Below are 25,914 nucleotides of genomic sequence, written 5' to 3'. Positions count from 1 at the left end.
GTTATTAGTGTCCTTTGTAATGATATTCGTTTTGAGATACAATTTTACCCTGATGATCAATCACGCGTTTGAGTCTATGCATTGTATCATATTCATAATACAAGGTGTAGCCCTTGGGATCGGTCATACTGGTTACTCCTATCAAAGGATCATAAGTATAAGAAGATATCATAGCATTGGGTAATCCTACCCGCATTGCATGGAGCGCATCTCGTAAAGCCCCTTCTTTACCACTACTACCACGAGTACGGTCATTATCTGCATTTGATTGGGTTTGTAATCCAGCAATATATCCTGAGACTTCTATATACGATGCATTCTCGATCTTGGCAATAGGATAAGTATTTTGATACCCCCATATGTAAATAATATGACTACCATCTGCCCTTGAAACTTCTATAGGATTACCAGAGCTATCATATTTATGGTATCGCACCTTATCTGTTAATGGATTAGTTGTGGTAATCGCTCCTTTTGCTGTTTGTACACTTTTAGGAAAAAATGAATTGGTAGCAATCCCTGGCTTAAACAAGGTACGCTGGGTAGATAATAGCGTAGTACCCTTATAGGATTCTGTTTGTATAGGAGTGGCAATACGATGTAATTGCTCTAATTTGAAATATGCATTCTTATCATCAATACTTAAATTGGCCAACTGACTTCTTTGGTTAGGATAATAAGTTTTCGTTTTTAATTCACTCCCTAGACTATTTTTTACACTACTTTGCGTCTGAAAATAATTAGGGTGGTCGTATCTATATGATTTCTCAGTAACTACTGGATTCTGCCCATTGGTATCATAGATCGTTTCTTTACTTGAGGTTAGTGCTTTTTTACCTAATGAGATATAACTCTTGTTATAAATATGGGAAAAATTAGCATCACTACAAGCTCCTAAATCACCTGATCCACCATAAATATTGAATCCATTGGGGTCCATTGAATGAAGAAGATTAAAAGGTAAGGTTGATTCTGCCAGTGTTGAATAGGTATTATCTACCGATTTCAACAAAGTATACCCACTTCCATTTTTTTTATATACTTTTTGTGATTTTAAATTTCCTCCTGCCCAGCTTTTTACGGTATAGTTCATAAAGTTACCATACCCAACATCTTTAATCGTTTGAATATATATACTTTCTATTGGATAAGGAGCTAAGGGACCTCCTCCTGCACAAACGTTTTGATCAAAATCTGGATGTTTAAAGAATGTAAATGCAGATCCTGTACCAGCAGCTCCTGTATCGATCAAACGATATACCGGGGTAGGCTCATATTCATACACCGTCTTACCGTTATCAACTCCTGCAGCATTACTATCATACTCCGTTACTTGTGTATACTCAGCAGAAGGTCCCCCGTTTATATTTAATGAGTATGTAGGGTGAGAACTGATAGTATTTAAAATTTTTGGTTCTCCAGGAACTTTATATAAAATTCTATAATTATTATTTGATACTGGGATTAACACACGAGGTTTATTATAGCTATATTCTTTTTTGGTGGTAAAGCCTGTGTTGATACCATCATAACTGGTAATGGATTTGATACGCAACCCTCCCACCAGTATATCTTTATTTACGGTTTGATAGCCATTCAACTCTTTCCATGACACTGTAACATTGATTCCTGTACAACTGTAATTTGGGATAGAATTGGCAAATTCCTGTAACTGTAACTGATATGTTTTATTTGCAAATTGGCTAATGGTTTCAGAAAATCCATTATCCAATGTTTCACTCAAAGGTATTGGCTTTCTTTTGTATATTTTATTATCGACTTTTGCAAAAGCTTTACGAGAATTATCATTATTAAGACATGGGCGAAAGGAATAACGTAACGACGGGTCTTTAGCCTCAGCAGGGATCGTATAGCTGGTGGTCAATGTGTTTGTTCCACATCCCAGATCAGGAGATTCCACTGCAAAAAGCAAAGTTTTAAGTTTATAAATAGGCTCATTTACGGTAACAGTATATTTATTGGCTTCATATTCAAACTCGGTATACCCTCCCGTGGGGTAGGTTATTTTGGTAAGAACTCCTGCTTTTGACTTCTCTTCATTGGCAGTTCTATCTCCATTTCCTACTTCGGTTACATGTGGAAAAGTTCTAAATTGATTCCCCATAAAATAAAGTGTAGTGGTATGCTTATGCATATAACTACCACTATTGGTATTAGCATATCCCCAAAAATCCTGAGCTGCAGAAGCACGAACAGGTAATTGCGTAGCATTATACTCAAACTTGTATTCCTGGGGAGTAGGAGTATTACTATTGATCTTTACTCCTGTCAATTGTAAAGATTTTTTATAGGCATCGGTACTTAATTCACTTTGATAAATACGATCATACCACCCTCCTTTGCGAGTGTAATAATCATAAGAAAAAGAGATTTGTTTAATTAAAATATCACTACCGTTTATAGTATTATATACTTTGATATGATTTAACCGAGCGGATTGACTATCGATTCGATCCAGACTATAATCAAACAAAACATATCCTGATTTAAAATCAATTCGTTTCAATGTTTTTTCATGCGATTTATATTCTAACTCTCCTTCTTTTCTACTTACTGATGGAGGTAGCGGACTCCAACTTGGCAAAGGAGCGTCTACTGCGGAAGCTAAAGCCATAGAAATTTGATCCCCAGTTTTTTCCGTCTTTTTTTCAAACATATGGCTGTCATAAGCAAAAGTAACCTCATCAATTCGATTAGGTGAAATAGCTTTAGTGAGATAAGATGCTGTAGTATATTTTCTATATTGTGAAGCTAAATCATAATTTCTATAACGATCTATTTCCTCTGACACTCCAAAATACAGCATTGTACCATCTTCCATTAGAGCATTAAAGCCACGAGGGCTTCCGTCATCCCTTGAAATAGTTATAGATTTATAATCACGAAACACATATTTGCTTGTTGTATGATCATAGGTGAATGTACCCGAATTACCAGAATAATTAAAAAAATAATCATCTGCATTAAGGTCTGCTCGTTGCTGGCTAACATTTGCAAAAAATGAAGAAAATGAGCCGTTGAATTGTACATTACCAAAATCCAGAGCAGTTCCTCCTCCTGGTTGTCCTTTTACATTGGTTACAATCGCTCCACCAGCATTAAGGGTCCATCCTAATCCTACCCAAGAGGCTTCTTCATTTACCCTAATCCCTGAGGTAGCATTATAACTTAAACTGATTGGTATTTCTATATCCCCTTGCTTGATTGTATATAAAGGGATAGAAATATTAGTAGTTCCTAAATTGGTATTTACAGGAAATGCTCCATATTTACCTAAACTTGCCGCGTTAGGTGATATAGGGGTATAAGTGTTAAGTTCCTGAGCAATACCAATTCCTGATAAAAACAGGAATAGATAGATAATGTGTTTTTTCATTAGATGGTATATTTATGTATTTCTAGATTTAGACAACTTCATTTGATATTTTAATTTTTATTACAATTTTTACTCATAAAAGTGTACAATGTGTTTATGTCTGTGCATAAATTCAATTTGTTAGGGCAATAGTACAATATAGAAGTACCGTTTTTTGAAACTGTTTATTTTTTTAACTCCTATCTTTTAATTGTTGATGCCATCAGAATTTTTCTAATGGTAACTACTTTTACTATTTATTCTCTTTCTCTTATATTTCACGGATTGCGAATCCCGCTATCAGCTATATATCACGTTTAATTTAGGTTTCTATTACTAGTATATGTTTTGACTTATTAAATTGTTACCATCAATTTTTGAAAAAATTAAATATGAGCTATATTATATGTGCATATTGTCAATTTTAGAGCACTATTATTTACTCTACAACTAATCTAACAGTTTGATTTGTAGCTTAAACCTATACCATCGCTAGTCATAAAAAAACCAGTTACATTGCTGTAACTGGCTCTCTTACTTTGTTGCTTGCTCGTATGTTTTACGAGAAACATTTCTACGTTATCGAGTATACCTAATTCTAATCTATGCGATTCTTTTCTCTACAACTTCCCAGTTGATAATATTCATAATATTAGTCAGGTATTCTTTACGTTTATTTTGATATTTAAGATAATATGCATGTTCCCATACATCGATTCCCAGAATTGGGTTTCCTTTTTGTGTTGCTACACTCATCAAAGGGTTGTCTTGATTTTCGGTAGTTGTTATTTGTAATCCTTTTTCGGTTTGGATTAGCCATACCCACCCAGATCCAAAAACAGAAAGTCCCTGAGTTATCATCGATTTTTTAAAATCTTCAAAGTTCCCTAAGTCTTTTTCTATTCTAGCTACCAACTCCTTAGAAGGTGTTTTCTTTTCTGGGGATAAGCTTTCCCAAAACAAGGTGTGATTGTAATGTCCTCCTCCGTTATTTTGTATCGCTTCGGGTAGATTTTCTCCTGCCAGAAGATCTTCTATTGGTTTTTTCTCTATAGATAATTTTGATACGGCTTTATTAAGCTTATTAACATATCCTTGGTGGTGTTTTGAATAATGGATTTGCATTGTATCTTTATCTATAATAGGTTCTAGCGCATCAAATGCATATGGCAAGTCAGGCAGTGTAAAAAGCGTCTCAGCAACAAGAGGCTTTTTTACTTCTTCTTCTACTTTTGCTGGAGTTGTCTTTTTATTACAACTCGATAGCCATAAAGATGGAGCAGCTAGAGTTCCTCCCACAGCAACACTTCCTATTTTTAGAAATTTTCTTTTATCCATTATCTTCTATTTATGTGTTATTATCGTAAAAACGATCAATGATTTACTCTCCATATTTTGTATTTAAATCAAAGCATGAAGATGTATAGAGTATCGCTTTTTTATATTTCTATAGTTTAGTATAAAATTGTCTATAAAAATAAGCATAAAATAGAATTTGAGGCGCACAAAAAAGTAGCAAAAACGCGAAATAATCTTAAAATAATGTGAATATTCTTACAAGTTTAGGTCAAACAATAGTCCAACTATCTGCAAGGGTTTCTCCTAAATTAAGCTCTTTAATCTCTGAATCAGAACACAAACAGGCATCTAGTTTTTGTTTGATACTATCCTCTTCTAGGTTTTGACCAATAAATACAAGTTCTATTTTGCGGTCTCCTGTTATGGGGTGCCAATCTTTTTCTATTATTTCTTGATTATCTACAAATGAAGGATAGGATGTTCTTTCTGAAAAAGGCATACCAGACCACCATACTCCTGCGTAATCAGTTTGTATAGAACTACCTGCTTGCCCCCATACTAACGCTTGATCAGGACGCGAGTGTAACCAAAAAAGTCCTTTACTTCTTATAATTTGTGGAGGAAATTCTTCTTTCATAAAATGAAGAAACCTTTCTGCATGAAATGGCTTTCTTGCTTTATACACAAATGATGAGAATCCATAAGTTTCGGTTTCTGGTGTGTGATGTGGAGTATTGAGTTCTTTAATCCAACCTGCGCTTTGTTCTGCTTTATCATAATCAAAAATCCCTGTATCGATAATCTCTTTTATTGGAATTTTACCATAGGTTGCAGGTATAATCTTTGCTTCAGGATTTAAAGTATGAATAAATGAGATCAAATAATCGACCTCTTCATTAGAGATTAGGTCTGTTTTGTTTAAAACAATTACATTGGCAAACTCAATTTGATCTGTTATTAAATTAACTATGGTACGATAATCATTTTCAATATTGGTGAGCTGGCGATCAACTAATTTTTCTAGGCTCGCAAAATCTTTTAAAAAATTATAACTATCTATTGTTGTAACCATACAATCTATATAGCTATAATTACTAAGATTAATACCATTCTCTGCTCCTTCAAAAGTAAAAGTTTGCGCTACAGGAATAGGCTCAGAAATACCAGTGCTTTCAATTAGAAGGTAATCAAACTTGTTTTCTTTTGCTAAACGTTCTACCTCTACCATAAGATCTTCTCGCAAAGTACAACAGATACAGCCGTTACTCATTTCTACCAACTTTTCTTCAGTACGAGATAAGACAGTCTCATTTTTTACAAGTTGTGCATCAATATTTATTTCGCTCATATCATTTACTATGATAGCAACTTTGAGTCCTTCTCTATTATTGAGTATATGATTAAGTACAGTAGTTTTTCCTGTTCCTAAAAAACCAGAAAGAATAGTAACTGGTAGTTTTCTTGTATGTTGTATTTTAAAATCCATTATAGCAACTTTGTTGCAATAATAATAAAATTATACATAAATACAATTTTATATTTCTATAAATCCAAATTCTGAACATGAAACCACCAACATAATCACCTCATAATCAGATATCCTATAATTTATTATTTCTTGGTTAATAAATACAAGTCACCGTATAAAGAAATATGTCTTACTATCTGAGTGGTTTTAGCTCTTTTTATACTTCAAACGTATAGAATCTACAATTTCATGATTTTCAACTACGGTTAAACCCTATTAAAACAACAATCAAAACACTGTTTTTCAGCATTTTAACAACCAAAATGTTTTCAAAAATGACAGTATAATAATTGCTTTTATTAAAAGAATTAATAATTACCCCTAAATAATAATTAACATTTTGTTAAAAAGAAGTAAATAATCAACTTAGTACAATAGAAATAATTGCTTGATATTCTTTAGATAAAGCACTAATTTTTTTAAGCTTACATAAACTCAAATCTAAAACATAGAATAGAATACCTAACCAAAAATCAATATGTTATGAAAAAAAGTTATATTTTATTTTTGATTTTTATTATCATCTCTCTACTATTTGTAGATGGTATTTCTGCACAAAAAAAATTACAAACTGGTATACATCAAATGGAAAAAAATCACATTCTCGATCACACTTCTGATATCACCATCCTTTATTCTATTAAGGTTAAGTAGATTTTTTTACCAATTAAGGCTGGTATGTGTCATACCAGCCTTAACTTCTTAATCATAGAGCAATGAAAATCACATCAACATTAATCATAAAAACAAGGAATATGTTAAGCACTCCATATTAAGTTTTTAAGTTTTATTTTTTTGTTCTAAGTTTCGGTTAAGTCGAAAAATCATCGTTTGTAGCGATGATTTTTCTTTTACCCTAAGATTAATTTTAAAAAATCTACTTTTTTAGATCTCGATATAGGTAAGATATCTCCATTAGTCATAATTACCTGAGGAAGTTTTGTTTTTATGACTTTATTGATATAATTTAAATTAATAAGATACGACTGATGTATTCTGTAAAATTCATTATTATTGATTAACTGTTCTTCAAAACTTTTTAATGTTTTAGACACACACATAGGTTTCTTATCATGAATATGTATTTGGCAGTAATTTACATCTGCTTCAATATAAATGATATCCCTAAGCGAGACCATTTGTATTTGTTTTTCTTGAGGTATCGCTATTCTGGTTTTTGGAACCTTGTTATGTATTCTCGATAAGATTTGTTGCAACTCTATTTCTTTTGTTTTATTTATATAAAACGTATTGATGTATAGTTGTAATTCTTCATAGTCTAAAGGAGTAGTGAGGGATATTATTTTTTCTTTTTTTAAAAAATTTATTACTTCTTTATCATTGGGTATTATCACTAAATGATCAATAGTGTATTTTTTTATTTTTTTAAGAAGGTCAAATGGGATTTCTAAATTTACTGTGATATCTAATAAAACCAGATCTGGTTTTACTTTTTGGAGCATCTTTTCTCCTTCTTTATAAGAGTTTGTTTTTTCATAAGCTCTTATATAAAAGAAATTAGCTTGTAAATATGCTTCAATATTTTCTAGTAAATTTCTGTTCTCCCCTATCAGAAAACATTTCATTCTTCGTTAGGATTTGATTACATAAAAATAACTACCTCTATAACAAATAGAGGTATAACAATATGTTTAATATGTTTGACCAAAAACAGGGAGTATACTATTGTGTTTGAAGGTTTATTATAGACTGGGTACATCTATCAATAGTCGTTTTCTAGTCACGAATTAGAATAAATATAAGGAAAATAACCCAAAACAATCTATATACAATGTATTAAACGTCTATTATGTAATAGGAAAGTCTATTTCACCTTGAAACATCTGTAAAATATAGCATTATCCTTAAAAAAAACCAATAAAACGATAGTATACTAGATTTTGATATACCTTATTGTTTCTAGTTTTTTTATGTAATACTATTTACACTTTGAATCCACTAGATATAAACTTATGATTTTGATTTACGTGCGTTTATAAAACTTTTGATGAATGATAGAAATGCAATCAATGTAAATAGTATCATAATAGAGACTCTTACAACTCCGATGGTACTTTCTCTATGTATTGCTCCCATAAATGGTTTGTACAAACCTATCAAAATTACTAAAGTTAATAGTACCGCTATATGTGCTATTACTTTATTTTCTTTTTTAATTCCTTTATTTAAAAACAATAGGATGACACCAATTATCACAGGGATTAGTGCTGTTATTGAGGGTGACTCTGAAGAGAAATAACTCCAAGCTCCTAAACTTATTAAGACTAAAGCATTTAATAAACTTGCTATATATGGTTTCATTTTTTTATTTTTTTTGTATTACTATATCATAATTAGTATCGTTCTTCCTAGGTCAAAACAAATATTCTAATTTTCAGAAATTCACCCATAAATTGTATTTATTTCTGTAGTAACCATTTCTTCTATGGCTTTTTCATATTGCTTTCTATCAAAAGAAAAACTTAATTCCTCATATTTGAAATCACTTTCTGAGAGTATTGAGAAATTTTTAAAATTAGACCATTTTACAGTATCTTGATAAATATCAATATTACAAGCAATGGTATGATCTCCTGGTATACCAGAATTGATATACTCTAAAAGGACAAAACGATTATCAAAATAGATGTATTCATTTACTGTATCTTTCAAAAAATGATTATGTGTATGAAATGCTATGAATGGAGAAATCCCTTCATAGGCTCCTACCATAAATTGATCATCATTCTTTTTTACTTGATTAATTTCTATTGATCCTAATATATCTTTAAGATCATACCCATTGATATATATGGTAGTAGTTAAATAGTCATCTACATTAGAGTGTACTATCCCAAATTCGATTGTGTCCATTTTTTTTCACAAAATTAGCTATTTAGAACAAATCTAAATAACTAATTTTACAAAAATTTATAAATTATGTCTATTTCTACAGATTATTATAATATACTATCTCATTTTACAGACGAACAAATACTTATTAGAGAAGCTACTAAAGAGTGGGTAAACAAACATGTGCGTCCCGTTATAGAAGAATATAGCCAAAAAGGGCAAACCCCAACACATCTTATCAAAGAATTGGCAGAAATCGGTGCTTTTGGATTAATTATACCAGAAAAATATGGAGGAATGGGTACCGATTATATTGCTTACGGACTTATGATGCAAGAACTTGAAAAAGGGGACACTTCTGTAAGGGTATGTAGTTCTATACAAACTTCTTTGGTAATGTATTCTATATGGAAATTTGGTTCAGAAGATCAAAAGAAAAGATATTTACCCAAATTAGCTACTGGAGAATATCTTGCTGCTTTTGGACTTACCGAGCCTAATCATGGTTCTAATCCTTCTGCAATGCACAGTTACTTCAAAATCAATGATAACAAAATCTTACTCAATGGGTGTAAAATGTGGATTGGTAATGCTTCTAAAGCTGATATTGCAATTGTTTGGGCAAAAAATGAGCAAAACCAAGTACAAGGAATTATTATTGAAACCAATAAAATTGAGAACTTTACCACTTCAAAAATCGAAAACAAATGGTCATTTAGAGCTTCTAATACAGGAGAGCTTATTTTTTCTGACACTGTGGTTTCTAGAAATCAAGTACTAGAAAAAAGCAATTCGATAAAAGATGCATATGAATGCTTGAATGTTGGTCGATACGCTATTGCCTGGGGAAGCTTAGGCATTGCTATGGATTGTTATGAAACAGCTTTACAATACTCAAAAGAGCGAATACAATTTAATAACCCAATAGGTAGCTATCAATTAATCCAAAAAAAATTAGCCGAAATGATTACTGAGATCACAAAAGCGCAATTGTTATGCTATCAACTAGGAGTACTTATGAATGAAGGAAAAGCCTCGTATCAACAAATATCAATGGCAAAAAGAAACAATGTACAAATGGCCTCTCAAATTGCAAGAGAAGCCAGGCAAATTTTGGGTGGCATGGGGATAACAAGTGAGTATTCTATTATGCGACATATGATGAATCTTGAAACTCTTATTACCTACCAAGGTACACATGAAATGCATCTATTAATTACAGGAAAAGATGTTACTGGTTTTAGTGCTTTTGCATAAACTATCGTGTTATTTATACAAATTTTATCACCCAAAATAACAAATTACATATATTACATTTATACTCTATTTCTACATAATTTTTGTAGAAATAGAGTTTTGTTATAGCGAATTTAAAAAGTTTAAAAATAAATGAAATGATTACTTGTAAATCAGTCTAACTTATCGTCTGTTATTGCATAGCCACCATTTCTCTCTTTACAGTATTAAATAAAGTTTCTAACTCTTTTTTATCCCCCCCATTTTTATGAACAAAATTGATGTAGGTTACTATTGCTTTTTTTAATTCTACCTTTGTCTCATGATGATTCAGGGTATCATTATCGGTTAAGCATAAAAGATAACACACCAAACGTTTAAGAATTTTTTCTGCCTCTTTATCAGAATTTAACTCTTCGTATGTATTCACCATATTATTACAAGAAATAACATATATCTGTATAAACGGAACATTATCACGAATACAATCTGATTGATATGTATTCAAAACTTCGGCTCTGTATAAAGCGTCTTTATATCCTGATAAAGCCTCTTCATATCTTCTTTGGTCAAATAAAACATTGGATTCTTTTGTTTTGGTTTTCCAATAATTCTCAATGTGGGTTATACATAATTCACTCATTAGTTATAGTGGTTTTTATTTGGTATCTATTTTTATTGGTATCTCTGTTATAATTCAATATTTGTATCGCTGATGCTTTGATTTTAAAATCTTTATTGCTTTTTTTATTTCGGTAATTTTTGATAACTCAGAAACTGCTTTTTTCATATCTTTTTGCATAAGCTTATGGTTCCTAACCTTTATATCTATCTGTTTTTTTTCTACTTCTAATAATTCAATAACGTATTGCATTGTGCCAATCATTTTATAATTTTCAGTATAAAAATACAAAAGTTAGCTTTAACTAACTTTTTAAATTATCTTAAACTAATATTAAATTATTAAAACAGTGAATCAAAACAACGTATGCATTGCCTTAACTATTAATAAAACTGGAGGATTGTTTTTTTTATTCTAAAACTCTATATCTATTGCAGATATATATAATCAAAAGTAGAATTTGTTTAATTACCTATTTTGAGAAAATTTCTTTCTCACCCTACTCAACTGATATGGTGTTATGCCCAAAAAATCAGCTATATAATAATGAGGAACTCTATTAATCAAACTTGGGTACTCTTTAAGAAAAAGGCTATACTTTTCTAAAGAACTCAAATTGGTAAGCGCGACCAATCTAGATTGTATTCTTGCATTTAATTTTTGAAAAGCTGTATTGATAAGCTCTGTTACTTCTTTATTTTGATAGATACAAGACATTACTTCTGAAAAATTTGCCGTCAAAATTGAGCAATCTTCCAAAGCTTGAATATAAATTGACGATTTGGTATCAGGTACATAATTACCAGAAACAATATCATTTTCTTCATAAAAATGAGTGGTAATCTCCTTATCATCATTAATAATAAATGCTCGTAATACGCCAGACTTCACCTTTCCTATTTTGGTATTCTTTTGACCATATCTCAGGAATAGATCTCCTTTTTTTAAGAAAACAATTGTATGTAAAGATTCAATAAACATTGCTACCGTATTATAAATTTATTTCTATAACTACACTCAATAACAACACTATAGAACAAAATAGTATTCAGCTATTCATAAAAATAACATTTTTTTAAATAAAAAAAGCCATCTCTGCTCTGTAGAGATGACTTTTTTTGATACTAGAATAGTAACATTACAAATTTGTAATTTTTATAAAGGAATTTCACCTTCTGATTCTTCTACATATTCTTTGTTTTCAAAATCACTTTCAGTCTCAACTTCTTCAGAAACCTCTTCATTTTCTACCTCATCTACTACAACCTCTTGAGTATGTACTTGATCATCTGCCTCATTTGGAATTTCACTATCAGTCAGGGTTTCAGATTGTATCGCTCTAAATTTCTCTAACTGCTCTTCTTCTCCTGTAAAATATGGAAAAACATCCATAATCAGAGATTCAGAGATTGCTGGAATAGAATATTCACCCATAGTATCTTTCATTATAGCATTTGTGCTATCAAAAGCTTCTTTTATATCATTTGCCTGTACTAATAAATACATATTTGATTTTCTTTCTTTACCGCTTTCTTCATCAAATGCAATCAAAGAAACTTTGGTCTTAAACCAACGATCACTATTTTCAAATGGGTGTATCTCTGCAAAATTTGCCATTTTTATATTAGTGATTTTAAACTCTTCACTAATGTATGAAGACATTTCTTCGTTAATTCTGGTTTCGGCTTCGGTATAGGATAATGCATCTACCAAATAAGCTTCTGTTGTCATTTTTTGTGCTCCAGAATCATCTAATTTTCTATACTTTACTTTACACTCATACCAAGTTGCGCTCATATTTTTTTTTTAAGGATGGCAAATATAAATTTTAAAAAAAGTTTTGACTACTGATCTGTACAATAGATATTCACATTTTATATTTAAAGACACTACTTATCGCAAAAAACAACATTATATATTCTTCTTTAAAAATCAAACCTTTAAATAATAAAAAAACAGAGAGTTCAAATAAAAACTTTTTTAAAAAACGCTTTACAAAATCAAAAATTGTAGATATTCCTCTTGTTTACTCTAAATGCTTCAAGCTATTTTATAAAATTATTAGTATTGCAACATTGTTGCTTTTTGAATAAATTTGTACTTTTGCGCCCTAAAATGGTTTTCTTCTAAAAAAAGACACCTTTTTTTCACTATATAATTATTTGGCACTTACAAAAAACCATTGAAGGAGTATAAAAAACATATTGCTTTATTTTTTGCTTTACTATTTATAGTATCACAACTTGACTATGCGTTTCATAATCTCTTTGAGTGCCATGCTGATACTAATACTGTATCAATAACAGAATTAAGTATTAAGAATGCTCCTATAACTGGAAATAATTCTTTTTTTGATGATGTCTGTGATTGCTTACTCTGCCAACAACATCAAATTACCAAATTATATCTTGATCATAGTTTTGAAATAGGAATAAAGAACAACACCTATTATCACTATAAATCTATAGTATATAAAACTTCATTACTATATAGTCACCTACTTAGTAATACTTCTTTAAGAGCTCCTCCTGTAATAGTATGATAGTCTAAAGTCATCTTATTATAATTACTTCAACTTTTTACATATATCCATTATCATTTATATATAATGATATTGTATATGCTATAAGGCTATATACTCTGTTGACGTATCTTAATACTTGCTTTACTATCAACTTCTCTATTCTCTAAGATTCATCATTTTTTGAAAAAATTACTAAATCGAATTGAAGAGCTTACTGTGTAAAAGTACCTCAATTGATACCCTCATTTTAGTTTTTATGATACAAAGAAGTATTCATATTATATGTCTACTGTTTTGCTTAACAGCATATAGTCAAGATTTATATTCAGTCAAAATAAAAGTCGTTGATAAAGACACAAATACTCCTTTGGTTGGAGCTCATATAAGCATTAATAATAAACATACGGTCACTAATACAGAAGGAGATTTTTATTTTAAAAACATTCTAGCACAAGAGTATACACTTTCTATCACACATATTGGTTATAAGCCCTATCATACTACAATAGAGATTCCTCTATTTGCAGCTAACATCATTGCTATAGAAGCTAATCAATCTGTGCTTGAAGAAGTAATTGTATCTGGAGATACTAATCAAAAAAGAATACAAAAAAGTTCTTTATCAAAATTAGAAGTCAAAAAAGATTTTCTTGAACAAAATAGAGAGAATAGCTTAATGCAAACGCTCAAAAAAATTCCAGGGGTAAGCTCTATATCAATTGGATCAGGGCAATCCAAACCTGTAATTCGAGGCCTCGGGTTTAATCGAGTTGTGGTTGTAGAAAACGGAATTAAACACGAAGCGCAACAGTGGGCAACAGATCACGGACTAGAAATCGATCAATACAATGTAGAAGAACTAGAGATTACAAAAGGGGCTTCATCTCTACTTTATGGCTCTGATGCTATCGCAGGGGTTATAGCAATCAAATCAGGAAAACTTCTTGCAAAGAACTCTTTTTCTGGTGAGGTTCATCTTACTGGTAGAAGTAATAATGATCTTTTTGGAGTCTCTGCTGGAATAAAAAAACGATATGATAACTGGTATTACAAAGCTCGAATAACACATCAAAATTATGGAGACTATAAAGTTCCTACAGATCAGATATATTATGAAAACTACGTTTTTAATTTACATAAAAACTACTTACGCAATACCGCTGGACAAAATTATGATATCAGTTCTTCTATAGGATATGTATCTGATCATTTTCAGTCTGAAACTATTATTACTAATGTAAATGCTAAAAGTGGTTTTTTTGCGAATGCTCATGGTCTAGAAGTAAGAACATCTCAAATAGATTATGATGCTAATAATCGGGATATTGATCTACCACACCACAAGGTCAATCACTTAAAAATTATAAATAACTCTAAAATTACTTTACCAGATCATACCCTTATTCTAGAGGTAGGTTATCAAAATAATCATAGAGAAGAACATTCAGAACCAGTACCTCATGGGTATATGCCAACACCTAGTTCTACAAAAGAACGTCGGTTTATAAAAAACACGTATAGTATTAATGTAAAAGACCATATTCATGCATTCGATACTCATAAAATCGCACTAGGAATTAATGCTGAATACCAAAACAATACTATTGGTGGGTGGGGATTTTTGATCCCAGAATACAATAGACTTACCATTGGTGCTTTTGCTTATGATCAATATAAAATTACTGATAGTTTCTACCTAGAAGGAGGACTACGTTATGATTATGGTACTGTACACACAAAACCTTATTATGAGTGGTTTGATTCTCCTATAACAAATAGTGACGGAACTATTACTCAAGAAAGAAGACAACGCTCTAGTAAAACCAATTTAGAGTTTGGTAGTTATAGCGCATCTGTAGGTATCAGCTATCTCAAAAAGAATTCCTCATATAAACTGAACCTAGGTAAAAGTTTTAGAATCCCCCTAGCTAGTGAGTTGGCTTCTGATGGGGTAAATTATCATATGTATCGATATGAAGAAGGTAGTATTGATCTAAAACCAGAAAATTCATATCAAATTGATGGAGAACTAAACGCAACTATCAATAATTTTGAAATACAACTTAATCCATTTGTAAATTATTTTGAGAATTACATATACCTCAACCCTACTCCTGCTTATTACGAGACTTTACAAAGGTACCAGTATACTCAGAGCGAAGTTTTTAGATATGGTGGTGAATTAACGGCTCTTTATACACCAAGCCCTGCATTCTCTTTATCTGCTTCCTTAGAATATGTATATTCTAAACAATTGAGTGGTGATAAGAAGAATTTTACGCTTCCATTCTCTCCTCCTTTGTCTACAATATTCTCTGCCAAATACAACATAAATTCATGGTGGTTTTTTAAGAAAACAAGTGTGTTTTCTGACCTAAGGATTACTGCTAAACAAAATGATATTGTTCCCCCCGAGAGACCAACAGACGGGTTTTCATTGCTAAACTTTGGTGTTCAAACAGAAACGCACTTGTTCTCACAAAAACATCCATTACAGATACAATGCAGCGTAAACAATGTACTGGATAAAAAAATATTTGACCATACTAGTTTTTACAGACTAATACAGGTTCCAGAACCTGGAAGAAATGTATCGATTTCGATACTACAAAAATTTTAAATCTAATCTTTTAATTATGAAAAACACATTCAAAGCAACCCTATTATTTTTTCTAAGTTTATTCATCATTTCATGTAATAGTGATGATGATAACTCTGTTATTTTCGAAGAGAATATCAATGCAGAACGTTTTACTGGCATAGAACTAGGTAACTCTCAATTTGTCCTACCTCAATCAAACGTAGATATCCATACAGAATTTGATTATACGGGTACTAGTAAGGTTACCAAAATTTTATTTGATGTAACTCCTTTTGATGTTCCTGTAGTAAAAGACGGAGAAGTTGCTTGGGAATTATCTAATCACCTTGTTCCTGTAGAGCGTTATGAAGGGCAACTAAACCCTCATATCCACTATCATGTATATTTTGATGAAGAAAATAAGTATGAACCTTCTTTTAAGCCTGCAGAAGGAGTTTATAAATTCAAGATTACAGCAGAGCATGAAGATGGTTCAAAAAGTATCGTTACCAAAGACCTTCATATCATACAAAAATTCAAAGACATGAAAGTTGGTGACAATAATGTTGCCGTACTGGGAACCGATAAACTACAAACAACCTATCAGTATGTATCAGGAAATAATACTGTAACCGAAATAAAATATCAGTTATGGTTTAAAGAATGGAGAGAAGGCCAAAATGTAGCAGTAGGAAAATGGGATAATGTAGAAATGATACTTCCTAAAGAATCTTATAACGGCAAAAAAAATCCAATGATCGATTACATGTATAATCTACCAGAGGGTATTCCTGCTGAAGGATATTGGTTGAATATTTATGTAACAGAAGGTGGAGAAAGTGAAGCGGTAAAACTATCAGTTCCTTTTGAAGTAAAGTAAAACGCTAAAAGACTATCTGAAAAAAAGTGCTGTTTTTTTTCGGATAGTCTTTTTTAAATATAAAAGCAATGAAAACATTTATAAAATCAATTTTCTTCCTTATGATTCTGGGAAACATCTGTTCCTGTAGTAGTGATGATGAGGAAACCGACACAGAGAAACCTACTATCACAGTAAACTACGCAGAGGGATTCCCGAAATCATGCACGGTCTTACAAAAAGGAAATCCATATATCATAAAAGTGAAAGCTGCAGATAATGTGGCATTAGCTTCTTATGCTATCGATATACACCATAATTTTGATCATCATACACATGATGACCAAGGTGCGCAATGTACATTGGATCCTATAAAAACACCAAAATCTCCAATGATTTTTATGGAAAACTACCCTATCAAAGGAGAAGTAAAACAATATGAGATCACACAGTCTATTACTATTCCTGAAGGAATCGATGCTGGAGATTATCACTGTCAGATTTCAGTAATCGATGTGACTGGGTGGCAAAGCAGAACCTCTATTGATATAAAAATACAATAGACTACTATCAAAAAATCGAGCAAATTGACTTTACTCGATTTTTTGATATTGTTTTTTATTAAATAGTATATCAATTCAATTAGTTGCAAATACAATAAGAGGAGTATCTAATTTTTAGCATATACCGATCCACTGCAAGCATCTCCTTCTTCAATACCTGTCAACCAACTTTTCAAAGTTTCTGTTCGCTTCTCTGTAAGATTCTTTAGATAAGAAGCTCTACACATCGGGTGGATCGACCCATACATATAATCAGGGTAATCAGGATATTTCATTGCTAACTCAGCATCTCTAAATTGTATCCAAATTCTTTGAGACTTCTTTAAGTGCTGTAAAAAAAGAGTGTCTTTTTTATAAGTCTTCAAAATTTCCTGATACACATTATTCAAAATTGTATCTGATTTTTTAAGCTCATTATAAGCTTCTCTATTCATTTCTGCTTGTGTTTGTGAAAAACAATTAACACTCAATACCAACAATAATAGCACTACTACTCTATTCATTTATATCTTTTTTTTTGAAGGATGTATCTTTTAAATACAAAAGTAGGATAATACCATTTGTTACCAGAATTTAACACATTTTTGTTTTCATTCACGGCATGAATTCTACTATTCGCGTTAGTAACAGGAATAGATTCTACAATACTTTTGCCCCATATTATTTAAACTAAATAAAAATAAATGTACAAAAATTACTTTTTGGGGTGCTTTTTGCTTTTGATAACTACAACTATCTGGGGGCAATCTTCTGTTTCTGGCACAATTTCTGATCAAAATGGTCTCCCCTTATTAGGGGCAACCATCCAAATAATGAGTACTACTATTGGAGGGATCACCAATGAAAATGGATATTTTGAACTAAACAAAACTCCATTTGGCAATTATACACTGGAAATTGCCATTTTAGGATTCAAAAACAGACGTATTCCTATTACACTTCAAAAAGGAAAACCAATCTCTCTTACCATAACGATGACAGAAACCAGTCAAAATCTGGAAGAAGTTATCCTACAAGGTAAATCTAAAACACAACGAAAACGTGAAGAACCAATAAAAATAGAAGTTATTGATGTAAATCAATTACAAGCACAATCCATTAGTTTACCACAGATCATGAATCAAACTTCTGGAGTAAAGGTAAGGCAAACAGGAGGCATTGGTAGTAGTACTAGTATTAACATCAATGGTTTGCAGGGTAATGCTATCCGTTTTTTTAGAGATGGCATTCCTTTGGATTACTTAGGAAGAGCTTTTAATCTAAGTATGGTTCCTATAGATCAACTTGCTAATATCGAAATTTATAAGGGGATACTACCTGTAGATTTGGGAGCAGATGCATTAGGAGGAGCCGTTAATTTTATCTCTAGACAAAATAATGATAACAACCTTGATCTTACTTATAGTGTGGGTTCATTCAACACACATCAAGCAAACCTTAATGGGTATATAAACATTCCAAATTCAAAATTATTTGCGTCTGTTTCTTCATATCTTATTAGTTCAGATAATAATTATACAATTGATGTTGATATTCCTGACTCAGAGACGGGAGTTCCAACTACCGCATCTGTAGAAAGGTTTCATGATGGTGTACAAAGTCTGTTTGTAGAAACAAAATTAGGAATGCGTGACACCAAAATAGCTGATCTATTTGAGTTTGGATTCTCTTATTTTGATATGTATAAAGAATTACAAAATAATATCAGGCTTACAATACCGTATGGAGAAGCTATCTACGAAGAAGATGCTTTAATTTATTCTGTTCGATACCAAAAACAAATAAATAAATTACACTTAGATTTATTTTCTGCATATAGCAACCGTACTACCTTATTTGATGACACTCCAGAAAATAGGTATAACTGGCTTGCAGAAGCTTCTCCAATACCAGATAATGATAATGGCGGAGAAACAAACCAAAATTCAAAATCATTCAGAAATCTAGAATTTGATAATTGGATTGCTCGAATCAATCTAAGCTATCAATTACATGAAAACCACACTCTTAATTTCAATCACAATTATATTTATGAAAAACGTATAGGTACAGACCCTTTGGCTCCTGCTTTTGGAAAAGATGTTGATGTTTTATCTTTTCCTGCAAAATACACTCGCAACATTACGGGTATAGGAATTACCTCATCTTTCTTCAATGGAAAACTTGACAATATTTTCACTGTAAAAAGATATGGTGTAAAAACAAGCTCTATATCTTCTACTTATGATTATTATGGAATCATTCCAGAGTTTAAAGATGATAGTTATGGTTTTGGTAATTCTATAAAGTATAATTTCAATAAAAATAGATATGTTCGATTTTCTTATGAACGTGCCAGTCGTATTCCTGAATCTGAAGAATATTTTGGTGATGCTTTATTTATATCGGGTAACTCCTCTCTACAACCTGAATTAAGTGACAATATTAATCTTGGTTTTTATACAAACCTCAACAAAAATAGAACACTGTGGTTAGATATTAATAGTTTCTACAGAGATATTCAGAACAACATATTTTTACGCCCCTATGGATTGATTTTCTCTCGTTACCAAAATACTGCTGATGCCAGTATTTTGGGAGGAGAGTTTTCTTTAAAAGGTACTGCCACAAAAAATATCAGTTTTAATCTGGCTGTGACATATCAAGATATCAGACGCAAAAACACTGAGGAAAACTCCAGATCATTAGAAAATTCGCGACAGCCTAATATTCCATATTTCTTTGGTAATATAGGATTACGTTACCACCCAAAAAAATTAATTGGTAAAGGAGACTGGCAATTTTATAGTAACTACAGTTATGTAGAGCAATATTTGCTCAATGCTGTCTCTACAACGCAAGAGCCCCCTCTTTTTGGTGATGTAGACAGTATTGCTGGAGCCAATATAATTCCTACACAAAATATAGTAGATATGGGGATGACCTATAAAATGCCAACTATTCCGCTCTGGTTTAATGCTGAAATTAACAATTTATTGGATGCTAAAGCTTTTGATGGTTTTAGAGTTCAAAAACCAGGAATCAATTATCGATTCAAAATCAAATATTCTATTAATTAAAAAGTGAAATATGAGTAAGCTTACGTTTAAAATGTTATCAATCCTAATGGTAATTGCAATGATAGGTTGCAGTAGTGATGATAACAATCCTGAAACTGACACCCCAGGTACTGAACCCCCGGTAGATAAAAAATCAAGTGTCGCCCTTTTTGTAATAACTGACCCTAATACTTCCAGTGGTTTACTAATCCCAGGTGAAGAAATGTTCTCTGGTGAAATTGATCCTTCTTCAATTACAAATGCAGTACAACTTTCTGCCATGAGAACCATTGGTGAAGCAATTGATGGCGATATTTATAACACCTCTAATTCTGCAGGAGACACAGGTTTACAAAAATTTAGTTATACTACTGACAATACTTTTACAGATGCTGGTTTTATTGCCATAAATGCAAGACGTTTTATTTTTGAAGTTGTAAGCTCAACCAAGGGATATTACACAGATTCAAACAGAAGCCGTACTGCCATACAAACGTTTAACCCTTCTACTATGCAACGTACTGGTGAAATTGACATTACTGATGCAATTACTCCACTACTAGATAATACCGTTGCCAGTACACGATTGGGTTCTTTTATGGTAGAAAGTCAAGGAAAATTGTATACGCAACTGTTCTTTTTGAAAGAAGATGGAACTCATGCGTTTGATATTACCTATGTAGCTGTTTTTGATACCAACAACGATACATTTATTGGATTAACACAACATAATGGTTATAACTGGTTAGGTTTTGAAAGAAAAAATTCTAATTATGTAAATGTGGCTCCAAATGGAGATATTTATCTCTCCAGCCCTGTTGGTAATCCTACAGATCCTGCTTATTCAAGAACTCTTCGTATCAAAGCGGGTGCTAATACCTTTGATGACTCATGGAAACTGGATTATGATGATTTTATAGGCGGACATAGCTTTTTATTAGGTGGTCCTGCTATCATTGGAGATAAGTTATATATAAAGCTTAAATCTACTGCTATGGCCCCAGACTGGAGCAATGGTGCAGATGAGGATTTTGACGCCTATGAAGTTGATATTACTTCTAAGGAAATTACTAAAATTACAGGTATTCCAGGAAGCGCATTTTTTGGCTCTAGTATAAATGGACCAATAGTTATAGATAGCAAAGTTTATTTTGCAGTAAGTAACTCTACATTTCAAGGGTATTACACTTATGACTCTGCTACCAAAGAGGCAAAAGAAGCTTTTTCTGTAAAAGGTGGTGTCCCAAACCAATTAACTGTAATCAAATAACATATCGTATGTACAGTCTGGCAATAGTAACTTCTTTTCTTTCTGTATGGTGTCTTTATGCTATATCAGAAAGAGTAGACTTTGTCAAAAAGAACATAACTCTTGTCTTATCAAAAAATACTAAGGCTACTCAAATAGTAGCCTTAGTGTTTTTCTTTGCATCCACCTTTGTGTTATGTTTCTCTTTGGGGCTAGTTACTGGTATATTCTCTAGCTTACTTATTTGGATGACATTGGCTAGTAGCGTATTGTTATTTGCCCCTTTTCCAAAATTAAAATATACCCATCTTATCCTTTTGGGGGTGCTAATCATTATTATAGAATCCTTATTTACTATTACTTACTAATTATGCCTGCCAATAAAAAATATCTTACCACTTCTAATTGGATAAAATTCAGTAAAATATCTGCCACCATACTAGGCGCTATGTTAGCATCTGTAACACTACATCTAGCATTGGCAATTTGGGTTGGTTTTGAATACATTATCCCTACCTCTCTTTTTTCTGTTTTTATACTGTGGGGATTTTTTATGATCATGGTGTATTGGATAAAAAGTCCATGGAAATCCTGGGGGATCTTTTTATTCATCATTTCTATTTCTGTAGCAGGGATTTATATGGCAAAAAACTAATTTGATGAAAGATAAACGGAATTATAATGTTTTTTTCAATACACATACTGTAAGTGGTATTGTTATCAGTGTTGGACTTTTTGTATGTTTTTTTGCTGGAGCTTTTGCTCTTTTCCAAACTAATATCAACAAATGGGAGGCTAATGCAAAAAACAAAGAAAAACTTACAGTAGACTACGAAAAAACACTGACTACTATCAAGAAAAAAGGGTATGTTATGGACGGACGAACCTTTTTTATCCAAATGATGGATAACCCTCTGCCTTTTATTATGGTCATTTCACGTCCGCTTAGAGCAGAAAAGAATACTAATACTCAAAAAAAAGAGCAAAAAAATTACTCTGAAGCCAAGGTTGAAGCTAACGGTCCTATCTCTGTAAAAATCGACCCTGATACTTATCAAATTGTCGATCAATACAGTGCAGAATCCACAGAATATTTAGGCACTTTTTTATATCACTTACATTATTTTGATCAAATTCCTAAAGTAGGACTTTATATTTCAGGATTGGTTTCTTTATTCTTCTTATTTGCGATCATCACTGGGACTATAATACACTGGAAAAAAATAGTTTCTAATTTTTTTACATTTCGACTAAAAGCATCTATCAAAAATTTATGGTCTGATGCGCATGTAGCTTTAGGAATTATAGGTCTTCCTTTTCAATTTATGTATGCGGTTACGGGAGCATTATTTGGATTAGTAATACTTGTTTTGCTACCCTCTACAATAGTATTATTTGGTGGAGATCAGGGTAAGTTATTAGAATATATAGCTCCTGCATACAAAACCTTTGATATGGCTAATGAAACTCATTTAGAAAGGCCAAACATTAATCAATTAATTCAAAATGCACGTAAAGAACTACATATTGATGACACTGTATTAGCTTCTGTTAATGTTAGCAATTACAACGATAAGAATGCTCATATAATGGCAGAGTTTCGAGTAAAAAAAGAAGGTAACTTTTATGATGATGCTTATATCACATATCGATTAAGAGATGGTAAGATAGTAGAAAAGAAAATGCCAGAAACACACCCATACAAAAGTAGTGTTTTGCATACCGTACGAAAATTACATTTTGCTCAGTTTGGTGGATATTTGGTAAAGACTATTTACTTTCTACTGTCGTTAATTACCTGTTTTGTTATTTTATCGGGAGTTATGTTATGGCTTGAGGCCAGAAATAATAAAATGTATGAGAAAAAGAAAAAGTTCAACACAGCAATAGGGGCAATATATCTGGGTGCAAGTATGGGATTGTTTCCTGCTATAGCCTTCTTTTTTTGTATTACCAAAATCATTCCTCTTGATATCGAAAATCGTTTCGGGCTAATGAGTAATGCATTCTTCCTTTTCTGGTTAGCTTATACATTATATGCTTTTATCTCTAAGGATTTTCATAAAATTAATAAACATGCACTGATTTTGGCAGGTATATTGGGAATTGCTATTCCGTTTCTAAATGGGCTACAGTCTGGATTATGGTTTTGGACCTCTTTACAGTCTAACTATATCGATTCTTTTTTTATTGATATTAGTTGGCTTCTATTAGGTGTCATTTCTTTGATTACTGCTTTTTCTGTACAGCGACTAGTGTCTCATAAAGATAAAAGAAAAACAAAAAACAGTACCTCAAAAAACAGGAATCATCAAGAGGTTATTGATACTCCTATACTAGCAATGAATGAATCAATCAGCACAAATAATTAAACAAATTAATTAAAAACACAAACAATTGAATACACAACAAAAAATTATAGTCTCATGGATACTAATCACACTTGGAGTTGTCACACACAATACTCTAGAGGTTGGAGAAAGTATTTTTTTTAAATCATTACCAGAAAAACCTTTTAATGATGGAGTTCCGATAGCGGTTCATATCATTCATATTCTAGCCATGATACTACCTATGGTTATTGCATTTATAACATTATTTTATGCAAACAATACCTTTAAGATATTTTCTTTGGTTTATGCCATAGTGCTTGTATTACTTAATACAGCACATTTAGCAGAAACTCTAGGTGCTGGGTTTTCTAATTATTCTCAAATCATCTTATTACTATTTATTGTTATTGTAAATGCAATAATAATACCACTAATAATTAGGTGGAAAAAAGAAAATCTCATGTAAGCATATCGTGCTTATATATACAAAAACTTAAAACCTGAACTTTCATTCTTTTTATATTTAGACAAAGAAGCCAAATACTTTTTACAGTATTTGGCTTCATTTATTTTTATGCTTAAACTCGTTTTATGTATTAGAAAATATTATCTAAACGTCATAAAAGTTGATATCTGCTGTGTACCTTCATACTTTAACCCTATGCTCACGCTATTTGTAGCAGAATCATAAATATAGATATTATTACCATCATTTTCTGTATTTCCAACAATAGCAACTTTACCGTCTCCTATAAGTTCCATCGCTCTTCTTGGGTATTTTAATAACGGAAGATTTAATTTTTCTGTTGTTTTTGTAATTAAATCTATCAAATGATATTCTATTACAAATCCTCCTTGATAATCTTTATATTCTTGAATAAGATCTCCTCTAAACACCTGTACCAAAGCTTTATTACTACCTAAATATAAAAACCCTCCTGTATGATTACCACTAAATTTTTCTGTAAGGTTGAAGAAATAAGAATTATCAAACTCTGATTCTCCTGCTTTTATTTTTACAATTCCTGAAGGAATCGTTTCATTTGATGCCCAATAGTTTGTATTACACGCTGCAATATACAGATCACCGTTTTCTGCAAATCCATGAGAAGATACTACGCTAAACCCAAGTCCTGCCGCATTTTCTGTATATATTGTTTTTTCATAATTGAATGTGGTTGCATCAAAAATTGCAACTGGTGCCCTGTTATAAGATGCAAAATTCTCATCAGAATGTATGTAAGGAACAAAGATTTTACCATCTTTATGTATATATGCTGAAGGTACTGCTTGTGAGTTTGGATCAACTGGAAGCGTTATGGTTCCATTAGATTCCTCAGTCATATTTTTGGTATTTATAATTTGATAAGAAAAAACACCATCAGATGTAGATCTTGGTCCACTAGAAATCAATAATCTAGTATCATCTAAAAACTCAAAAACAGGACCACCACTAATTCCTAAATTGGTAACAGATCCTATATCTACCAGGATACCATTTTCATCAACTTCATATTTAGTTAATTTCTCGGCAGAATTCAAATAAATAAAACCGTCTTTTCCTACTACAGGTACATTGTATGGTAAATCAGGGATTTCTTGTGATTTATCAATATCGGCAGTACCTTCTTCTACATCTTTTAGTATATGAAAAGGGTATGAATCAATCGTAGGAAGGCTTAATGCCAAAAGGTAGCTAAACTCTTTTTTCTCTCCACCGTTCCCATCATTTCCACCATTAGGTACTGGATTATCATCGTCTTTACTACACGCGCTTACTAGTAGTAATATTCCAAAAATTACGGCCAGATTTGTTATTTGTTTTTTCATGTTTACAATTTTAATACTTAGTT

At 31.6% G+C, this 25,914-nt stretch carries 24 protein-coding genes; 12 read left to right on the top strand and 12 right to left on the bottom strand.

Annotated elements, in window-relative coordinates:
* Positions 1 to 4: 4 nt before the first annotated feature.
* From DG508_RS14250 to DG508_RS14240, 3 genes are all read right to left on the bottom strand, one after another.
* Positions 5 to 3,397 carry an RHS repeat domain-containing protein gene (locus DG508_RS14250; RefSeq protein ID WP_108868794.1) on the bottom strand — a complete coding sequence of 1,131 codons (3,393 nt, stop codon included), beginning with the start codon at positions 3,395 to 3,397 and terminating at the stop codon, positions 5 to 7.
* A gap of 582 nt (positions 3,398 to 3,979) precedes the next feature.
* Entirely contained in the window at positions 3,980 to 4,714 is a 735-nt protein-coding gene (locus DG508_RS14245) for a superoxide dismutase (protein ID WP_108868793.1), read from the bottom strand.
* A gap of 229 nt (positions 4,715 to 4,943) precedes the next feature.
* The gene (locus DG508_RS14240) at positions 4,944 to 6,161 is read right to left on the bottom strand and encodes a GTP-binding protein (protein ID WP_108868792.1); all 1,218 of its coding nucleotides are present in this window, start codon (positions 6,159 to 6,161) and stop codon (positions 4,944 to 4,946) included.
* Between the two features lie 525 nt (positions 6,162 to 6,686).
* On the opposite strand from DG508_RS14240, the gene DG508_RS21045 reads away from it, so the two are divergent.
* On the top strand, positions 6,687 to 6,857 hold the full coding sequence (locus DG508_RS21045; protein WP_159090842.1) for a hypothetical protein: 171 nt from the start codon (positions 6,687 to 6,689) through the stop codon (positions 6,855 to 6,857).
* A gap of 197 nt (positions 6,858 to 7,054) precedes the next feature.
* On the opposite strand, the gene DG508_RS14235 is transcribed toward DG508_RS21045, so the two are convergent.
* The 3 genes from DG508_RS14235 to DG508_RS14225 form a co-directional block, all read right to left on the bottom strand.
* Complete coding sequence (locus DG508_RS14235) at positions 7,055 to 7,789, bottom strand: LytR/AlgR family response regulator transcription factor (protein WP_108868791.1); 735 nt, start codon at positions 7,787 to 7,789, stop codon at positions 7,055 to 7,057.
* Between the two features lie 385 nt (positions 7,790 to 8,174).
* Positions 8,175 to 8,525, bottom strand: a complete 351-nt coding sequence (locus tag DG508_RS14230) for a hypothetical protein (protein WP_108868790.1) — start codon at positions 8,523 to 8,525, stop codon at positions 8,175 to 8,177.
* 81 nt (positions 8,526 to 8,606) lie between these two features.
* Entirely contained in the window at positions 8,607 to 9,077 is a 471-nt protein-coding gene (locus DG508_RS14225) for a hypothetical protein (RefSeq protein ID WP_108868789.1), read from the bottom strand.
* Positions 9,078 to 9,143: 66 nt separating this feature from the next.
* Here DG508_RS14225 and DG508_RS14220 point away from each other — a divergent pair, with 66 nt between their 5' ends.
* Positions 9,144 to 10,313, top strand: coding sequence for an acyl-CoA dehydrogenase family protein (locus DG508_RS14220; RefSeq protein ID WP_108868788.1), 1,170 nt, complete (start codon positions 9,144 to 9,146; stop codon positions 10,311 to 10,313).
* Positions 10,314 to 10,485: 172 nt separating this feature from the next.
* Here DG508_RS14220 and DG508_RS14215 read toward each other — a convergent pair whose 3' ends face one another.
* From DG508_RS14215 to DG508_RS14200, 4 genes are all read right to left on the bottom strand, one after another.
* Positions 10,486 to 10,935 carry a tetratricopeptide repeat protein gene (locus tag DG508_RS14215; RefSeq protein WP_108868787.1) on the bottom strand — a complete coding sequence of 150 codons (450 nt, stop codon included), beginning with the start codon at positions 10,933 to 10,935 and terminating at the stop codon, positions 10,486 to 10,488.
* A gap of 54 nt (positions 10,936 to 10,989) precedes the next feature.
* Positions 10,990 to 11,166 carry a hypothetical protein gene (locus DG508_RS14210; RefSeq protein WP_159090841.1) on the bottom strand — a complete coding sequence of 59 codons (177 nt, stop codon included), beginning with the start codon at positions 11,164 to 11,166 and terminating at the stop codon, positions 10,990 to 10,992.
* Between the two features lie 216 nt (positions 11,167 to 11,382).
* Positions 11,383 to 11,895: a Crp/Fnr family transcriptional regulator gene (locus DG508_RS14205; RefSeq protein ID WP_108868785.1), complete on the bottom strand. Its 513-nt coding sequence runs from the start codon at positions 11,893 to 11,895 to the stop codon at positions 11,383 to 11,385.
* Between the two features lie 174 nt (positions 11,896 to 12,069).
* Entirely contained in the window at positions 12,070 to 12,711 is a 642-nt protein-coding gene (locus DG508_RS14200) for a DUF4494 domain-containing protein (protein ID WP_108868784.1), read from the bottom strand.
* A 385-nt stretch (positions 12,712 to 13,096) separates the two neighbouring features.
* Here DG508_RS14200 and DG508_RS14195 point away from each other — a divergent pair, with 385 nt between their 5' ends.
* The 4 genes from DG508_RS14195 (at position 13,097) to DG508_RS14180 (ending at position 17,441) form a co-directional block, all read left to right on the top strand.
* The gene (locus DG508_RS14195) at positions 13,097 to 13,456 is read left to right on the top strand and encodes a hypothetical protein (protein ID WP_108868783.1); all 360 of its coding nucleotides are present in this window, start codon (positions 13,097 to 13,099) and stop codon (positions 13,454 to 13,456) included.
* 238 nt (positions 13,457 to 13,694) lie between these two features.
* A complete protein-coding gene (locus DG508_RS14190; RefSeq protein ID WP_108868782.1) occupies positions 13,695 to 16,058 on the top strand; it encodes a TonB-dependent receptor in 2,364 nt (787 codons plus the stop codon).
* A gap of 16 nt (positions 16,059 to 16,074) precedes the next feature.
* A complete protein-coding gene (locus DG508_RS14185) occupies positions 16,075 to 16,899 on the top strand; it encodes a hypothetical protein (RefSeq protein ID WP_159090840.1) in 825 nt (274 codons plus the stop codon).
* A gap of 68 nt (positions 16,900 to 16,967) precedes the next feature.
* The gene (locus DG508_RS14180; protein ID WP_108868780.1) at positions 16,968 to 17,441 is read left to right on the top strand and encodes a DUF4625 domain-containing protein; all 474 of its coding nucleotides are present in this window, start codon (positions 16,968 to 16,970) and stop codon (positions 17,439 to 17,441) included.
* A gap of 107 nt (positions 17,442 to 17,548) precedes the next feature.
* On the opposite strand, the gene DG508_RS14175 is transcribed toward DG508_RS14180, so the two are convergent.
* Positions 17,549 to 17,944 (bottom strand): lysozyme inhibitor LprI family protein, encoded by a 396-nt coding sequence (locus DG508_RS14175; protein WP_108868779.1) that lies wholly within the window; start codon positions 17,942 to 17,944, stop codon positions 17,549 to 17,551.
* Between the two features lie 180 nt (positions 17,945 to 18,124).
* Here DG508_RS14175 and DG508_RS14170 point away from each other — a divergent pair, with 180 nt between their 5' ends.
* From DG508_RS14170 to DG508_RS14145, 6 genes are read left to right on the top strand one after another with little or no spacing between them, the layout of a single operon-like run.
* A complete protein-coding gene (locus DG508_RS14170) occupies positions 18,125 to 20,500 on the top strand; it encodes a TonB-dependent receptor (RefSeq protein ID WP_108868778.1) in 2,376 nt (791 codons plus the stop codon).
* 10 nt (positions 20,501 to 20,510) lie between these two features.
* Positions 20,511 to 21,749 (top strand): DUF4374 domain-containing protein, encoded by a 1,239-nt coding sequence (locus DG508_RS14165; protein WP_159090839.1) that lies wholly within the window; start codon positions 20,511 to 20,513, stop codon positions 21,747 to 21,749.
* An 8-nt stretch (positions 21,750 to 21,757) separates the two neighbouring features.
* The gene (locus DG508_RS21040) at positions 21,758 to 22,096 is read left to right on the top strand and encodes a hypothetical protein (RefSeq protein ID WP_159090838.1); all 339 of its coding nucleotides are present in this window, start codon (positions 21,758 to 21,760) and stop codon (positions 22,094 to 22,096) included.
* Between the two features lie 2 nt (positions 22,097 to 22,098).
* Complete coding sequence (locus DG508_RS14155; protein ID WP_108868775.1) at positions 22,099 to 22,383, top strand: hypothetical protein; 285 nt, start codon at positions 22,099 to 22,101, stop codon at positions 22,381 to 22,383.
* Positions 22,384 to 22,387: 4 nt separating this feature from the next.
* Positions 22,388 to 24,100: a PepSY-associated TM helix domain-containing protein gene (locus tag DG508_RS14150; RefSeq protein WP_108868774.1), complete on the top strand. Its 1,713-nt coding sequence runs from the start codon at positions 22,388 to 22,390 to the stop codon at positions 24,098 to 24,100.
* A 25-nt stretch (positions 24,101 to 24,125) separates the two neighbouring features.
* Complete coding sequence (locus DG508_RS14145) at positions 24,126 to 24,527, top strand: hypothetical protein (protein ID WP_108868773.1); 402 nt, start codon at positions 24,126 to 24,128, stop codon at positions 24,525 to 24,527.
* A gap of 140 nt (positions 24,528 to 24,667) precedes the next feature.
* On the opposite strand, the gene DG508_RS14140 is transcribed toward DG508_RS14145, so the two are convergent.
* The gene (locus DG508_RS14140; protein WP_108868772.1) at positions 24,668 to 25,891 is read right to left on the bottom strand and encodes a DUF4374 domain-containing protein; all 1,224 of its coding nucleotides are present in this window, start codon (positions 25,889 to 25,891) and stop codon (positions 24,668 to 24,670) included.
* Positions 25,892 to 25,914: the final 23 nt, after the last annotated feature.

It is taken from the genome of Aquimarina aquimarini, assembly GCF_900299535.1.
In the GTDB taxonomy this organism is placed as follows: Bacteria; Bacteroidota; Bacteroidia; order Flavobacteriales; family Flavobacteriaceae; genus Aquimarina; species Aquimarina aquimarini.
The sequence above is the reverse complement of the archived record's forward strand: the minus strand, read 5'-3'. Positions and strand labels throughout refer to the sequence as shown.

What these genes read in the sequence shown, in the direction of transcription:
- DG508_RS14220 (WP_108868788.1), top strand. Translation starts at nt 9,144, where the DNA reads ATGTCTATTTCTACAGATTATTATAATATACTATCTCATTTTACAGAC.
- DG508_RS21045 (WP_159090842.1), top strand. Translation starts at nt 6,687, where the DNA reads ATGAAAAAAAGTTATATTTTATTTTTGATTTTTATTATCATCTCTCTA.
- DG508_RS14185 (WP_159090840.1), top strand. Translation starts at nt 16,075, where the DNA reads ATGAAAAACACATTCAAAGCAACCCTATTATTTTTTCTAAGTTTATTC.
- DG508_RS14230 (WP_108868790.1), bottom strand. Translation starts at nt 8,525, where the DNA reads ATGAAACCATATATAGCAAGTTTATTAAATGCTTTAGTCTTAATAAGT.
- DG508_RS14245 (WP_108868793.1), bottom strand. Translation starts at nt 4,714, where the DNA reads ATGGATAAAAGAAAATTTCTAAAAATAGGAAGTGTTGCTGTGGGAGGA.
- DG508_RS14165 (WP_159090839.1), top strand. Translation starts at nt 20,511, where the DNA reads ATGAGTAAGCTTACGTTTAAAATGTTATCAATCCTAATGGTAATTGCA.
- DG508_RS21040 (WP_159090838.1), top strand. Translation starts at nt 21,758, where the DNA reads ATGTACAGTCTGGCAATAGTAACTTCTTTTCTTTCTGTATGGTGTCTT.
- DG508_RS14210 (WP_159090841.1), bottom strand. Translation starts at nt 11,166, where the DNA reads ATGCAATACGTTATTGAATTATTAGAAGTAGAAAAAAAACAGATAGAT.
- DG508_RS14250 (WP_108868794.1), bottom strand. Translation starts at nt 3,397, where the DNA reads ATGAAAAAACACATTATCTATCTATTCCTGTTTTTATCAGGAATTGGT.
- DG508_RS14190 (WP_108868782.1), top strand. Translation starts at nt 13,695, where the DNA reads ATGATACAAAGAAGTATTCATATTATATGTCTACTGTTTTGCTTAACA.
- DG508_RS14205 (WP_108868785.1), bottom strand. Translation starts at nt 11,895, where the DNA reads ATGTTTATTGAATCTTTACATACAATTGTTTTCTTAAAAAAAGGAGAT.
- DG508_RS14235 (WP_108868791.1), bottom strand. Translation starts at nt 7,789, where the DNA reads ATGAAATGTTTTCTGATAGGGGAGAACAGAAATTTACTAGAAAATATT.
- DG508_RS14200 (WP_108868784.1), bottom strand. Translation starts at nt 12,711, where the DNA reads ATGAGCGCAACTTGGTATGAGTGTAAAGTAAAGTATAGAAAATTAGAT.
- DG508_RS14240 (WP_108868792.1), bottom strand. Translation starts at nt 6,161, where the DNA reads ATGGATTTTAAAATACAACATACAAGAAAACTACCAGTTACTATTCTT.
- DG508_RS14155 (WP_108868775.1), top strand. Translation starts at nt 22,099, where the DNA reads ATGCCTGCCAATAAAAAATATCTTACCACTTCTAATTGGATAAAATTC.
- DG508_RS14215 (WP_108868787.1), bottom strand. Translation starts at nt 10,935, where the DNA reads ATGAGTGAATTATGTATAACCCACATTGAGAATTATTGGAAAACCAAA.
- DG508_RS14180 (WP_108868780.1), top strand. Translation starts at nt 16,968, where the DNA reads ATGAAAACATTTATAAAATCAATTTTCTTCCTTATGATTCTGGGAAAC.
- DG508_RS14225 (WP_108868789.1), bottom strand. Translation starts at nt 9,077, where the DNA reads ATGGACACAATCGAATTTGGGATAGTACACTCTAATGTAGATGACTAT.
- DG508_RS14140 (WP_108868772.1), bottom strand. Translation starts at nt 25,891, where the DNA reads ATGAAAAAACAAATAACAAATCTGGCCGTAATTTTTGGAATATTACTA.
- DG508_RS14170 (WP_108868778.1), top strand. Translation starts at nt 18,125, where the DNA reads ATGTACAAAAATTACTTTTTGGGGTGCTTTTTGCTTTTGATAACTACA.
- DG508_RS14175 (WP_108868779.1), bottom strand. Translation starts at nt 17,944, where the DNA reads ATGAATAGAGTAGTAGTGCTATTATTGTTGGTATTGAGTGTTAATTGT.
- DG508_RS14150 (WP_108868774.1), top strand. Translation starts at nt 22,388, where the DNA reads ATGAAAGATAAACGGAATTATAATGTTTTTTTCAATACACATACTGTA.